A 13721-nucleotide genomic window follows, 5' to 3' on the forward strand; every position below is an offset into this window, starting at 1 on the left:
CTTGAGGCCCCTCTATCCCCTCATATTGCTGGTCGTCGACCCCGTACCACTGCAAGCGGAGAAAAGCCCCGCTTCTTGCCACTGCTCTAAAGCGAAGATTTTCGCTGCTTGAGGGCCTTGAAGCGCTCTTCCCGCTGGTCGTGAAAGCCGTTGCATGGAAGCAAGGGGGTAAGCAGGGGGTCGAAAGGCCCCTTCGAGCTAGGTCGTCCCCTTGCTCTCCTGGCTCGTACGGAAACGACCACCGCTTGAGGCGTCCTCGACCACCGCTAGCTTCTGTACTTGAGCGCTGCTTGAGGGTCCTCAAGCGATAGAATTGGGTCGTCAGCGAACGACCAGCGGTTACCACCCCCTCAAAGGGCCCTTTTTGCTGGCTCTTTCTGTCGCTTGAGTACTGCTTCTGGGCCCTCTACTGCTGCTTTTGGCTGGTCGTAAACAACGGGGCAAGAAAGCAAGGGGGTGAACGGGGGTCTTGCCCCCGGTCGAGGTGCTTTGTAGTGCTCTCAGGGTGGACATCCTAACCTGTGGATTACAGGCTCGCTTACCTACCTTGCACATATGGTTCAGTTTCCCGACAGCGCTCCCTCTGATGACTCGGATTCCGCTTCCCGCTCGACCCCAGCGGAATCTGAGTCTGTCGAGCGCCAGATTGGCGAGCTGGTGATGCGGTATCTCCGCCAGTCTCCCGCCGTCCGAGTGTGGTACGATGGAGAGCGTATCAGAGCCGAGCAAAGCACGGCTCAGAACGAACAGGAGCGAACGCTGACATCGTCCACTACTACCAGCGACGCGAATAGCGAACGAACAGAGCAAAACCGACAGACGGCATCGCCCTCTCTATCAGAGACGCAGAGCGCTAACAGAGATAGCGCTCTCTCTACGGATAGCGAGACAGCGGGTCACGAATTGAACGGCATTTCGAACGTTCAAAATCTCACAGAGAAACAGGCCAAAGCGTACCTCCTCTTGGAACAGACCGGTGGGGACATATCCATCAGTGAGCTGGCCGAGCGGGCGGGCTATTCGAGCAAGGGTGGTGCTCACAGCGCAAAGGAGAAATGGGTTGATACTCGTGGTTCAGATAGGCCCCTATGAGAAGGTCGCGCCCTCGAACTCCCGGTTCACCACTTCGGCCGTAGGCGCGTTCAGGTACGGCTCGACCGCGGAGAACGACGACCACCCACCGACTTCCATCACTACTCTGGGGTTCATCCGCTCACGCACCAGGAGCGTCTGCGCGTAGTACCGCCGAAGATCGTGACTCGACAGCTTCTGCCAGTCGGCGTCACCGGTCTCCTCCGCGACTCGCTCGGCGGTGGCCTTGACCCGGCGCTGTACCGACCGCTCGCTCAGGTCGACGATCGGCTCGTCGCGGTCGATGTCCTCGACGTTGGCGTAGCGGAGTAGTTCGCTCTCGATTTGCTCGGGGAGGTAAGCGTCGCGAGGTTTCCCGCCGCTCCCCTCAGTGTCCTTCCCCTGGGGAACGCGAAGCCGGGCGTGGCCGTCGACGTGCTTGATGTGTTCCGGGTGTATCTGGGGTATCTCGAAAGACCGAAGCCCGACTTCCCCGCCGAGCTGGATGATGAGGGAGTCCCGGTAGCTACCCGCGCTCTGCTTGAGGGTCTTGTACTCGTCCGGCGTCAGCCAGCAGCGGTACGAATGGTGGTTCTCGTTTCGCTCGATGCGCATGGATACTTCTCAATGACAAGTCCGACATGATAAACCACAGTTTGGGCGGGAGTGGTCGGCTATAGCTCTATATCGCGGGTTCCGTGTCGTAGTTCTTCAAGAACTCCGTGATATCAGGCTCACTCCCGACCGTCGGGTTCATTCGGTCGTAGTTGCACCGAACAATGGGAATAGGGTCTGATTCTATTCAGTACAAATACTATAGTCCACGTTTGTAATCGAAATCACAGAGAATGGACGAGACGCCAGCGTTTGAGTTCGATCCACAGGAGTCGATGATTTATATCGACCACGAAGGTAGCCGTATCAACTTCTACTCAGAAGCCACTCGAAAAGAGTATGCCGTCGTATCCGACATCGATGAGCTTGCGAACGACGGATCGAGGCTATCCCGTGATATTGCGCAATTGCTCATGGAGCGACAGCAACTCTCCTCCGCCAACCAATCAGGCGACCGCTTACAGCGCCTCCAACAACGAGTGGGCAAGCAGTACGAGCAGTGCCAACGCTTCCAAGAAATCGCTCAAACTGGTCGCTCAAAGATTGTCGAGGAACAACTGCCGATTCTATACAAGCACGAAAAGCTGATCAAACACGCTCTCCGACAACTCGCAGCGGCGCAGAGTCTAGGATTCTCGGTACAGATGCTGGTAACCTATCTCGACAGCAGAGAGGTGGGATACTGCTATGGCTTCATACGGAATGTGTGTTCAACGGTCGAGTATCTCGGTAAGCATCTCGAAGGACGAGCAGGGGCTGGTGACCTCAGCACTGACGAGCACGACTCTTTCAAAACGGTATATCAGACACTCGTTGAGCAGAAAATCCCTACTAATTACGTTGAGGACGAGCAGGTGGTGTTACCACCAGAAAGTACAACAATCCCACTAAGCGAAGTGCCTCTCAACGACGCAGAAATAGATTGGCTCCGGAAACGGCGCAACCAAATTGTCCATCACTGTCCACTCATCGTTAGCGAAGCGACACTCTCAACACTCAATGATGCTGTGCGCTCAACGACGCTAATTACGGAGTCTGAACGCGATCGCGCTCTCAAGCTTGCCGCCCGGCTTCACCTCCATACGACGACTATGCTCCTGAATTTCATGGAGACGTATGAGCAGGACCTCATTGAGGCGACGATTGATGTCTGGTATAATGATGCTTCTGAGATTGGAACTGACGACGATAACGATTAGAGGAGTAGTACAGCTACCCAAAGACTACACAGACACCCAGTAACGTCATTGGATTTTCCTCAAGAAGTTAGTCATAGTTCTTCAACAACTTCGATATTATCTCTCCCCTAACTTATCCTCTGCTTAAAATCTAATCTAGCTCCTAACGGCCCGTTACGATAGTCCAAAGGCTCACACAGCCGCTTATTCGATTACATACAGTAAGTAACGGTAAACAGTGTGTTTTCTGTAATCAAATGTTGTAACTGGCCCGTAAGTATATAAACACGCGGCATAAATTCTGGGGTAAGGCGGTCAGTGTAGAATCATCAAGTGAAAGCGAGTTACAAACACGTTACCCTACGCTCATGGAAAATAACTAAGTCCCTGCAGTACGGGTAGAAACACGTTGAGAACACATAATAACGTGTGACGATGGGCTAAATAAACCACAATGCCACTTAAGAAGATCAACGAAAGCAAGCTAGAAGACATCGCGGGAGAAGCAATCCAACTCAGCAAGAAGAACCAGAAGTATTTCCATGAGAATGCTGAGGAGATTCGCGATGAGTACCGTGGACACACAATTGCTATTGTTGATGAAGAAGTTGTCGAGGCAGTTGACGGTAAAAGTGACCACCTCACAACGAGGCTCGTTAACAAACTCCGCCACGATTACAGTAAGAAACAGATTGCAGAATCCTATATCACATACGTCTCTGAGGAAGACGATATACTGATTCTATAGATCGTATGTGCCAAGGGTATTTTACAACGACTGACGGTCAGCGACGGCCTCGCTTATCTTCGACTGCGTTCCTAGCCACGGATGTTAACAATGACCTTTCGTTCAAATCGGGCAGTAATGTTGATTTCTTAGTTGATACCGGAGCTGACACAACATGTTTCACCCGGGCCACGGCGGAAAAACTCGGTCTCTCCATCGGCAGCAGAGAGCCAACAGCCGATGTGAGCGGTGTTGGACCAGACACGGTCCCACTGTATATAATAGAGGAACCCTTCGTACTAGTTTTTGATGAGCGTGATGAAGAAACGCCAAATGACTTCCACTATGAATATTTCAATGAAATGCATGTTCTCCCGTCGTTGGATGGTGATATTTTGGGGAGAGATTTCCTTAGCCGATTTGAGATCGATTGGTCTGATTATCATGACAGAATAAATATGGCAAGAATAGATGACGCTGAGGGCGATTACGACGTAATCGGCTAAGTCAAGTACCCTACTTAATCATCCGCAACCCGAGTATCAAGGCGGGGACTGCTACGGTTAATGCTGTTCCGTATCTTATTTCAGCCATGTATTCTATTTGCTTATCTTTTGAATCCAGATACCAAAGAGTCGAAGATATAATCGAAGCTATCGGACCCCACACTGCTACATATATCGAAAGTAAGTCCATTTAGAACCACCACAGAAGCACAGCTACGACTTGGAGTGTGAGGGCAATCATATAACCAATTGGTACCAACTTTTCTGGATCGCTAATTTTGTCTGACCAGCTATTCTGATCTTGCGGAGAATCTTCTACCGCTAATTCCCCAACAACATAATCTGCCTCGGAACTCTGGTCGTGAGAAGTACCACGTTCAAAATAGTAGTCCAACGAGGCAGTAAGCAGCAAAACTACTCCACCCAGGACAGCAAACAACTCGAACACCTTAATCTGTCTCTTACTAGTACCTGGTTTTTATTCAGTGTGACGAAGTCACCCCAGTCAAGCTACCTGAAGTTCGCCTTCTAACTCGTAAACCCGGCCTGTCTCTTTCAAATGTTCAATATCGTGCTCAATTGAGTCCTGATTAGCATTGACTGTCTCTTCTATTTTTTCTACCGTGGTCCCCCCGAGCTTTTTGATGGTTTGGATAATTACCCTTCGCCGTTGTTTCTGACTTTTCGCCTGTTCCGTTTCGATTATGTCCGCATCAAATTTGCCACTCTCAGGATCATAGCCCACTTGCTTCATCGACTTCGTCACGAGTTCAATTGCTCGTTCAACATCCTCAATCTCCACAGTATCCGAAAGACGAACCCGCGCACTCGACTCTGCCAGCCGCTGTATCGCCTCGACCTTGCGGAACGTCACGGGAATCGGCGAGTCGTCATCTTGCTCGCCAGCTCCAGCTCGGAACTCGACGAAGAACTGTTTCAGTCGCTCCGCTACTTCGTCGTCCTCAATAATTGGACGACAGGTCTGCTTGGCGTGAGCGACGTAGGCCCGCATCACCGACCGATCTATCGCGGGCTCGACCCGCTGCTGTTCCTCGTCACTCAGCTCCTCTCCCCTAGTGTGACGGCCTGCAGCCTGCCGGCTCTGGACCATGTGCTCGACAACATCCGCGTCGTCCTCCCGGTCTGGCTCGTCGGACACCATGAACATCAGGTCGAACCGGGAGAGGAGCGTCGGGCCCATGTCGATCTGCTCGCCCTTCGGACGGTACCGCTCGAAGCGCCCGTCCTTCGGATTCCCCGCTGCAAGCAACGAAGTCCGAGCGTTCAGCGTAGCGTTGATACCGGCTTTGTTGACGTGGACCTGCTGGCTTTCCAGGGCGTCGTGCATCGAGGACACAGCGTCGGACTGCATCTTATCGATCTCGTCGACGCAGGCGATACCTCCGTCGGCCAACACCAGCGCACCAGCTTCCAGCCCCCATTCGGTATCTCCGAAGTCGTCAGATACAGCCGCTGCCGTCATTCCCGCCGCCGTCGCACCCTTCCCCGAGGCGTACGTCGACCGTGGCGCAATCTGGTCGACGTAACGGAGGAAGGTAGACTTCCCACAGCCGGGGTCACCGAGGAGGAGCATGTGCCAGTCGCCGCGGTCGCGGCTCCCGTCCGGGTACTCGTGGGCCCAGCCGCCGAAGAGCTGCAGCGCGACGGCCAGCTTGACGTGTTCGTCGCCCCGGTGTTTCGGGTTGATCGAGTCGACGAGTAGCTGATACGGGTCACCGCGTACCCCGTTGGCGATGGCTTCGATCTCCTCCAGGTGCTCGTCGACGTCGACATCGTCGTAATCGCTCTCCTCTTTCACGACTGAACGCGCGTCGAGGTTCGTGTCGAAGTCGAGCCCCTGGTCAGCTCCGGGCTCTTCGATGTCGAGAATCCCGGTCAGAACCACCCTGTCACCAGCGTCGAAGCCTTCTATCAGGTCGTCTTCGAGGTGCGCGTCGACGCTCTGTGCTTCTCCACCGTTCGTTTTCTCAGGCGGTTGCTGGATACGGGCGTACTGGTGGTCTATCCAGCTACTGGCGCTCGCGTCGAGCGAGAAGGGGCCCTGTCGTTCACACCCCTGGCACTCGTGCGGTTCTTGGAGACTCTCGCCATGCTGTGGAATCTCGGTCTGGGTCCCACACCGTTGGCACTCCCATACTGCTTCTGTGAGGCGCGGCTTCACGTCCGATACCTTCTGCACCTGTCCGCGGATATCGAGCAACTGGCCGATGTTCTCGTGACGGGAGACAGCGGAGGGGTCGAAGACGTGCGTCTCCGGGAGGTTGTAGATGCGGACGTGAGCGTCGTCGAGTTCGACCGCGACCGGCAGGTCGTAGAGGCGGAGCGCTTCCTCCAGGTGCTCCTGCAGTTGCTTCGGATGGTTCCGCACATCGTCTGCGACATCCGGACTGAACCGGTACAGGTCGTCATAGTCGACGTGGAGTGATTTCTCCTCTCGGGGGTAGCGTTGAGCGAGCTGTGCGATCTCTTCCGAGTAGTAGTCCCGGAAGAATTGTATCAGTTCTTCGGTGAGTTCGTGGTTTTCGGGCATCGTGTGAATCTGTGAAGTCTTCACAACAGCCGCGGAGGCTGTTGATTCGCGATTACTGCGAGCGGTGCGAGCGGTTTGCGAGCGTACTAACAGCTACCGAACACTTGTTTACACAACCGTCCTACCCTGCAAATTCTAAGGTTTCAGACGGTTTCGCTCAGAGTGGACCAATCCGGTGGGGGCTTCCCCCGTTGCATCTGTTGTGAGGACTTCACAGATTCTCGCCCTCCTGGTCAGCCGTGTACTTCCGGGGGAGAGTCCCAGCGTCGAGATCGAGCCGGAGCTCTCCGTTCGTGTACTGCAGGGCGCTCCCGTCGATGAGCCGGGCGGCACGCTCCATGTCCCGGTAGATGGTCGTCCGGTCGATGTTCGGGTAGTGGAGTGCCTCCTCGGCTTCGTCGCGGTCGACGGTCGCTGCAGGCGGCTCGTCGCGGCGCTCACGCGCTTTCGCCGCTCTGTGAAGGTGCTGGACAAGCGTCACCGCGCGCTGCTTGCCAGTCATCTTGTCGGCGTTCTCGATGACTTCCAGGATATCGGTGCGCGCATCCAGGCGCGCAACCTCCGTCTCCAGTTCGTCGATGCGCTCTTCACGCGCTGCCAGCTCGTCCTCTAGCTCCTCACGTTCCTCGCGCTCGTCGTGAAGCTCCTCACGGAGTCCGGAGACCTGCTTCGAGAGGGCTCCGAGTCGCGCTTCCAGCGCCTGAACGGTGGTTTCGAGGCTCTCGTCCCCGGGGTTCGCGTCGGGAGCAGTGCCCTCGCCGTCGGGGCCGGTGTCGGTCACGCCGACCACCCCCTGACAGACCCCCGGCTATGGGGGGTTGTCGTTCGGGCATCTAAACCGAGAAGGGTATGCCGCCTCCCGGATTTGAACCGGGGACAGCTCGATCTTCAGTCGAGTGCTCTCCCAGTCTGAGCTAAGGCGGCGCATATCGAGCGACGGTGAGGGTAGAAAAAAGGATTTCGATACCCCGCTGCCCTAGGGCAGAAAGAGGTCCGCGCTGTCGAAGGCCTCGCCACAGTCGTCACAGGTGTATTTCGTCCCGTCGTCCGTCGAGACGTGCCCTGCACAGTTGGGACACGTCGACCCGTCTATCATGTATGGTGGTACCGCCACACTGACTAAGTCGTTTTCGGCAGGTGACAGCGGGCTGGCGGATTCGCATCCGTCGGTTCGGCTGACCGACGGTTAGAGGGGCGGATTCGAACCGGAGAGAGACTCACTTCGCTCGTCTTTCAGGGCTCGAATCCTCGTTGACCACACAGACGCCGCTGGCTCCTCGATTGCCTCACGGCTTCGCCGTTCGACTTTTCGTGTCGCTTCGCGCCACGCCTCGCTCGTCGCAGTCGCCCTCAGAAGTGGGTCGGGGCGGAACATCTTCTCACTCACGTTCGATACCGTCCCTGTGTAGTAGTGCCCAGCCAACGATTTTGGCTCCCGTACCGTCCCACTCGTGAAACGGTGGAATAGGACTCAGTATTCGAAGCCAGGTTCTTCGTCTCCAATCACTGAACCAGGCTGATCTGGACAGTTTCCCGCACTGTAGTTTGAGACAATGCAGTGACCGCTGGGAGAAACCATTTGCAGCCTTTCACAGTGTGCTCCGCTTTGGCACCCCTCCATCTCAACTAAAACGGTGGAATTAGATAGAGTAGAAACAAGAATCATCCTATACAATCATGGTAGGTGTTCCGCTTAGACTAAACGATATAGAGAACATAATTCGAGAAGATAGGCCAGGCCTCGCTTTCATTTCTGCTGCAGTTTACGCATTCTTCGCCGTTGAAAACCCATCAATTGACAACACTGTACGTGCGCTGAAAATCTTTGGATACAATCCACCGTCTATCGGTGTGATAGATCCTCAATCAGGATTTCTACTGCTTTCTATACTAACTACCGCAACAGGCACGATTGGATACGTCTCGAAAGACGTGTATTTCGTGGAGTATGAGCCTGGCGAATTTGAAAGGGCTAAAAAGATTACTTACTCGTTGAGTGTATCCCTAAGACTATTACTAATTTTTGCCGCTTTCGGCTTGATCTTTTCACATTCTATTGTTGGAACTACAGATTTATCCTATCCTTTCGCAGGGTTGGTTATCCTCCAAACCATCGCTGTATTCGCTTATTCCAGACAATTGGGCGTAATGGCATTCATTGCAGCTATATTGGGCCTTCTATTCCTATCAGCAGCACTAATCGAGTGGCTGCTTGGAAACTTCTCATTTCCAATAGCGGTTATTTTATTGGCGATTTTTCTACTCTTGTATATAAGAGATAGGTGATGTTATCATCCTATAGCTGCAGGACATGATTTTCCCGGTGTCTCGTCCGAGCGCCGCGAGTCCGAGGAACAGCAGAGCTTTGCTCTGCTGGCGGATTCGAACCACGGTCACTCCGCTCCGCTTCGTTCCCTGGTTCGCATCCGCCGGCCGCTTCACACACGCGCCGCTCATGAGTGAGCGCCGCGAGAAGTTCAGTGGGTCCGGGCGGATTCGAACCACGCCGAGACGTGCTCGCGTCGCTGCGCGCGTCTCGTCTGCTTCGCATCCGCCGGATTTCACTCTTCGTTCCTCACGTCCGTTCGTCACAGAAGAGTGGGTCCGGGCGGATTCGAACCGGAGGAAGACTCACTGCGTTCGTCTTCCAGGGTGTCGAATCCGTCCTCCGTCACGATTCTGTCGCTCGCGGATTGCTCGCGACAGGAATAGTGGGTCCGGGCGGATTCGAACCACCGACCTCGGCCTTGTAAAGGCCACGTCATAACCGACTAGACCACGGACCCGCACTACCGATTTTTCCACCGGCAGGAATAACGCTTTCTCTCTGGGGCGGAACGCTTAGGCATCACCTGGCCCACGGGACACGTATGGCACGTCGTGCAGTCGTCGCGCTCGTGGGGGTCATCGTCGCACTCGCAGTCGCCGTCCTCGCGCTCCAGACCGGCCTGTGGGTGGACGTCGTCGGCGTCGGCGAGTACGACCGGGGCACCGTCACGGTCACCGACAGCGACAACTCGACGCCCTGTTGTACGACAACGCCGACCGAGACGACGACAGCGGCGCCGTGTACGGTGCCGCCGAACCGGACCGCCGTCGCGACCTGTGAGGGTTCGCGGGCGCTGGGGACAGTGGACGTTCGAATCGCTGACACACCCAGGCAGCGCAGACTCGGCCTCAGCGACACCGAATCCCTGGGCCCGAACGAGGGGATGCTCTTCGTCCACGACGAGGAGGGCGAGTACGGCTACGTCATGCGGGATATGGACTTCGACATAGACATCATCTTCATCGACGCCAACAGGACCATCACGACCATCCACCACGCGTCCAAGCCGCCAGAGGGCGAGTCCTACAGCCAGCAGTATTCCGGCCGGGGCAAGTACGTCCTCGAAGTGAACCGTGGCTGGGCCAACCGGACCGGTACGAGCGTCGGCGACACTGTAGAGCTGCCTGCTGGGGTCGACTGAACTACTTCCGAGGCTGCTGGTCGACACGGCACTGCAAACAGCCAGAAAGCCCCGGCCGGCTACACTCGGGAGGCTCGCTGCGCGCTTCACTCACTCCGTTCGTTCCAGTGCTTGCTTCGCCTGCCTTCGTGTAGCCGGCCGCCCCTTTCAGTCCCCGGAGACGCTGCGCGTCTCCTGACCCTCGCGGAGCCGCTGGCTCCGCTCAGTCCCGCCCGTAGCCGGTTGGCCGGCCGCATGGGTGGGACTGAAAGGGGCCGCGTTCTCAGCGAACCCGGACGACGTAAGGACCGCAGGGAACACAGTGACCGAGGACCGCAACAAGTCCCGGGTCGCTGAGAACGCGGGGGCTTTCTGGTTGTTCACAGTGCAGTCGATGCGGACTGTTAGGTGGGCTTTCTCGCCGTCCACATCGTCACTCGATGCACTACATACGAGCGTTCCTGCAGCGGAGCCCGACGCGTATTTGGGTCTCGACGCGTAACCGTAGCCAATGGATATCGAGGCGGCCTCAGACGACGACGCGTTCGAGGACGCTCGCGAGCGGGTCGACCGGCCGATGTGGCGGCTGTTCACCGACTACGGCAAGGGACAGCGATTCGCTTTCGTCATCGGACTCATCAGCTCGATTTTCGCCCGGATGCTGGACCTGTTGCCGCCGCTGCTCCTGGCGCTGGCTATCGACGCCGTCATCGAGGACAACACGAGCTACGACCTCCTGTTCGTCCCCGACGCGTGGATTCCCGCGACCACCACGGGCCAGCTCTGGCTCACGGCGGGACTCATCGCGGCCTCCTTTGGCTTCGGCGCGGTCTTCCACTACACCCGAAATTGGGGATGGAATAAATTTGCTCAACACGTCCAGCACGCGGTGCGAACGGACACCTACGAGACGATGCAGCGGCTCAACATGGAGTTTTTCGCCGACAAGCAGACCGGCGAGATGATGTCGGTGCTGTCCAACGACGTCAACCGGTTAGAGAAGTTCCTCAACGACGGTCTGAACTCCTCTTCGCGGCTGATAATCATGGTGCTGGGTATCGCCGCCTACCTCTTCTACATCAACTGGCAACTCGCCCTGGTGGCGCTGCTCCCGGTACCGCTCATCGCCGTGTTCACGAAGTGGTTCATCGAGACCATCCAGCCCAAGTACGCCGACGTCCGGGCCTCCGTCGGCTCGCTGAACTCCCGGCTGGAGAACAACCTGAGCGGCATCCAGATAATCAAGACCGCAAACACCGAGTCCTACGAGGCCGACCGCGTCGAGGACAGCTCCCAGGAGTACCTCGACGCCAACTGGGACGCCATCGGCACCCGCATCACCTTCTTCCCGGGGCTCCGGCTGGTCTCCGGGCTGGGATTCGTCGTCACGTTCGTGCTGGGCGGACTCATCGTCATCGGGCAGGCGCCCGGCTTTTTCACCCTGGAACTCACCACGGGCGGGTTCGTCGCCTTCATCATCTACACCCAGCGGTTCGTCTGGCCGATGGCCCAGTTCGGCCAAGTCATCAATATGTACCAGCGGGCCTACGCCTCCGCCGAGCGAGTGTTCGGGCTGATGGAGACGCCGGGGCGCCTCGCAGAAGCCACCGACGCCCCGCCGCTGTCGGTCACCGACGGCGCGGTCGAGTACGACGACGTGACCTTCGGCTACGGCGAGGACGAGCCCGTGCTCGACGACGTCTCCTTTACCGTCGATGGCGGTGACACCGTCGCGCTCGTGGGTCCCACCGGCGCGGGCAAATCGACGGTGATGAAGCTCCTCTTGCGGATGTACGACCCCGACGACGGCGCGGTCCGCATCGACGGTCAGGACCTCCGTGAGGTCCAGATAACCTCCATCCGGCGGGCCATCGGCTACGTCAGCCAGGAGACGTTCCTGTTCTACGGCACCGTCCGTGACAACATCGCCTACGGGACATTCGACGCCACCGACGAGGAGATTCGACAGGCGGCCGAGGCCGCCGAGGCCCACCAGTTCGTCCAGAACCTCCCCGACGGCTACGAGACGATGGTCGGCGAGCGCGGCGTCAAACTGTCGGGCGGCCAGCGCCAGCGCATCGCCATCGCCCGCGCGATGCTCAAAGACCCCGACATCCTCGTCCTGGACGAGGCCACCAGCGACGTCGACACGGAGACCGAGATGCTCATCCAGCGCTCGCTGGACGAACTGACCGCCGACCGGACCACGTTCGCTATCGCCCATCGGCTCTCGACCATCAAGGACGCAGACACTATCCTGGTCCTCGAAGACGGCCGCGTCGTCGAGCGGGGGAGCCACGACGAACTGCTCTCCGAGGACGGTCTCTACGCCAACCTCTGGGCGGTCCAGGCCGGCGAAATCGACGAACTGCCCGAGGAGTTCGTCCAGCGTGCGATTCGGCGCCGAGCGCAGACGGACGCTGACGATTAGCTGACTGAGGGCCGCGAAGCGTGCCCGAAGTGCGAATCGTCAGCGGTTTGCGGACGATTGAAGCGGTGGAACCCCTGCCCTGTCCGTGGCTGGCTGTTAAGCCACTGGAGCCCCACTAACCGGTATGCGAGTCCTCGTCACCGGTGCCTCCGGCTTCGTCGGGAGCCATCTCGTCCCCGAGCTCGTCGAGCGGGGCCACGACGTCGTCGCGCTGACGCGGGACCCGGCGAGTTACGTCGCGCCCGCGGGCGTCGACGTGGTCGAGGGCGACGTGCTGGACCCCGACCTGTCGCTCCCCGATGTCGACGCCGCCTACTACCTCGTCCACTCGATGGAGGCCGGCGAGGACTTCGAGGAGCGGGACCGCCGCGCCGCCCGGAACTTCCGGGAGGCCGTCGACGCCGCCGGTATCGAGCGCATCGTCTATCTGGGTGGGCTGGGCAACGAGGACGAGGGGCTCTCCGAGCACCTGCAATCGCGACGCGAGGTCGAACGGCTGCTCGGGGATGGCGCGGCCGACCTGACCGCGTTGCGGGCCGCCATCGTCATCGGCGATGGGTCGGCGAGCTTCCAGATAATCCGCCAGCTCGCCGCCCGCCTGCCGGTGATGGTCACTCCCTCGTGGGTCCGGACGGAGTGTCAGCCAATCTACGTCGACGACGTGGTGACCTATCTCGTCGGCGTCCTCGAGGCCCCAGAGACAGCCGGCGAGACCTACGACATCGGCGGCCCCGACGTGCTCACGTATCAGGAGATACTGACGACGACGGCCCGGATTCTGGTCGGGCGCCGGCCGCTCATCGTCCCCGTCCCGGTCCTCTCGCCGGGGCTGTCGGCCCGCTGGCTCGGGCTGGTGACCGACGTCGACGTGAGCGTCGCCGTCCCGCTCGTCGACGGCCTGCGAAATCGGGTGGTCGTCACCGACGACCGCATCGACGAGTTCGTCCAGCCCGACCTGACCGGGTTCGAGGAGAGTGTTCGGCTAGCGCTCGGAAAGGAGCCTGCTGTGGAATCAAAAGCCGTTGAGGCTTGAAACAGCGGTCTTTCTACTGGGGCAGCTACCGCTAACAGCCAGAAAGCCCCGGCCTGCTACACTCGGGGGGTTCGCTGCGCGCTTCCTTCGCTTCGCTCAGTCCAGTGCTTACTTCGCCCGCCTTCGTGTAGCAGGCCGCCCCTTTCAGTCCCATCCATGA

General features: G+C 58.0%; 10 protein-coding genes and 2 tRNA genes. 7 read left to right on the top strand and 5 right to left on the bottom strand.

Translation table 11 applies throughout. The annotated features are described in order from the left end of the window. Positions 1 to 1086: 1086 nt before the first annotated feature. A complete protein-coding gene (locus tag EGD98_RS16605; protein ID WP_220589521.1) occupies positions 1087 to 1686 on the bottom strand; it encodes a site-specific integrase in 600 nt (199 codons plus the stop codon). 233 nt (positions 1687 to 1919) lie between these two features. Here EGD98_RS16605 and EGD98_RS16610 point away from each other — a divergent pair, with 233 nt between their 5' ends. The 3 genes from EGD98_RS16610 (at position 1920) to EGD98_RS21065 (ending at position 4097) form a co-directional block, all read left to right on the top strand. After that, positions 1920 to 2885: a hypothetical protein gene (locus EGD98_RS16610; protein WP_220589522.1), complete on the top strand. Its 966-nt coding sequence runs from the start codon at positions 1920 to 1922 to the stop codon at positions 2883 to 2885. Positions 2886 to 3318: 433 nt separating this feature from the next. Continuing rightward, positions 3319 to 3612: a hypothetical protein gene (locus tag EGD98_RS16615; protein WP_220589523.1), complete on the top strand. Its 294-nt coding sequence runs from the start codon at positions 3319 to 3321 to the stop codon at positions 3610 to 3612. Positions 3613 to 3617: 5 nt separating this feature from the next. Next, on the top strand, positions 3618 to 4097 hold the full coding sequence (locus EGD98_RS21065; protein WP_220589524.1) for a retropepsin-like aspartic protease: 480 nt from the start codon (positions 3618 to 3620) through the stop codon (positions 4095 to 4097). Between the two features lie 505 nt (positions 4098 to 4602). Here EGD98_RS21065 and EGD98_RS16625 read toward each other — a convergent pair. The 3 genes from EGD98_RS16625 to EGD98_RS16635 form a co-directional block, all read right to left on the bottom strand. Beyond that, positions 4603 to 6648, bottom strand: coding sequence for a minichromosome maintenance protein MCM (locus EGD98_RS16625; protein ID WP_220589525.1), 2046 nt, complete (start codon positions 6646 to 6648; stop codon positions 4603 to 4605). A 211-nt stretch (positions 6649 to 6859) separates the two neighbouring features. Beyond that, positions 6860 to 7429 carry a hypothetical protein gene (locus EGD98_RS16630; RefSeq protein WP_236039584.1) on the bottom strand — a complete coding sequence of 190 codons (570 nt, stop codon included), beginning with the start codon at positions 7427 to 7429 and terminating at the stop codon, positions 6860 to 6862. Positions 7430 to 7498: 69 nt separating this feature from the next. Beyond that, positions 7499 to 7572 (bottom strand) — tRNA-Phe (locus EGD98_RS16635). 753 nt (positions 7573 to 8325) lie between these two features. Between EGD98_RS16635 and EGD98_RS16640 the strand changes: the two genes are divergently transcribed. After that, complete coding sequence (locus tag EGD98_RS16640; protein WP_220589527.1) at positions 8326 to 8934, top strand: hypothetical protein; 609 nt, start codon at positions 8326 to 8328, stop codon at positions 8932 to 8934. A gap of 426 nt (positions 8935 to 9360) precedes the next feature. On the opposite strand, the gene EGD98_RS16645 is transcribed toward EGD98_RS16640, so the two are convergent. After that, positions 9361 to 9434, bottom strand: a tRNA-Val gene (locus EGD98_RS16645). Between the two features lie 84 nt (positions 9435 to 9518). On the opposite strand from EGD98_RS16645, the gene EGD98_RS16650 reads away from it, so the two are divergent. The 3 genes from EGD98_RS16650 (at position 9519) to EGD98_RS16660 (ending at position 13561) form a co-directional block, all read left to right on the top strand. Next, positions 9519 to 10118, top strand: a complete 600-nt coding sequence (locus EGD98_RS16650; RefSeq protein ID WP_220589528.1) for a DUF192 domain-containing protein — start codon at positions 9519 to 9521, stop codon at positions 10116 to 10118. 490 nt (positions 10119 to 10608) lie between these two features. Further along, positions 10609 to 12528, top strand: coding sequence for an ABC transporter ATP-binding protein (locus EGD98_RS16655; RefSeq protein WP_220589529.1), 1920 nt, complete (start codon positions 10609 to 10611; stop codon positions 12526 to 12528). 124 nt (positions 12529 to 12652) lie between these two features. Further along, the gene (locus tag EGD98_RS16660; protein WP_220589530.1) at positions 12653 to 13561 is read left to right on the top strand and encodes an NAD(P)H-binding protein; all 909 of its coding nucleotides are present in this window, start codon (positions 12653 to 12655) and stop codon (positions 13559 to 13561) included. Positions 13562 to 13721 lie beyond the last annotated feature (160 nt).

It is taken from the genome of Haloarcula salinisoli (assembly GCF_019599405.1).
GTDB lineage: Archaea > Halobacteriota > Halobacteria > Halobacteriales > Haloarculaceae > Haloarcula > Haloarcula salinisoli.

What these genes read in the sequence shown, in the direction of transcription:
- EGD98_RS21065 (WP_220589524.1), top strand. Translation starts at nt 3,618, where the DNA reads ATGTGCCAAGGGTATTTTACAACGACTGACGGTCAGCGACGGCCTCGC.
- EGD98_RS16610 (WP_220589522.1), top strand. Translation starts at nt 1,920, where the DNA reads ATGGACGAGACGCCAGCGTTTGAGTTCGATCCACAGGAGTCGATGATT.
- EGD98_RS16660 (WP_220589530.1), top strand. Translation starts at nt 12,653, where the DNA reads ATGCGAGTCCTCGTCACCGGTGCCTCCGGCTTCGTCGGGAGCCATCTC.
- EGD98_RS16655 (WP_220589529.1), top strand. Translation starts at nt 10,609, where the DNA reads ATGGATATCGAGGCGGCCTCAGACGACGACGCGTTCGAGGACGCTCGC.
- EGD98_RS16605 (WP_220589521.1), bottom strand. Translation starts at nt 1,686, where the DNA reads ATGCGCATCGAGCGAAACGAGAACCACCATTCGTACCGCTGCTGGCTG.
- EGD98_RS16625 (WP_220589525.1), bottom strand. Translation starts at nt 6,648, where the DNA reads ATGCCCGAAAACCACGAACTCACCGAAGAACTGATACAATTCTTCCGG.
- EGD98_RS16640 (WP_220589527.1), top strand. Translation starts at nt 8,326, where the DNA reads ATGGTAGGTGTTCCGCTTAGACTAAACGATATAGAGAACATAATTCGA.
- EGD98_RS16650 (WP_220589528.1), top strand. Translation starts at nt 9,519, where the DNA reads ATGGCACGTCGTGCAGTCGTCGCGCTCGTGGGGGTCATCGTCGCACTC.
- EGD98_RS16615 (WP_220589523.1), top strand. Translation starts at nt 3,319, where the DNA reads ATGCCACTTAAGAAGATCAACGAAAGCAAGCTAGAAGACATCGCGGGA.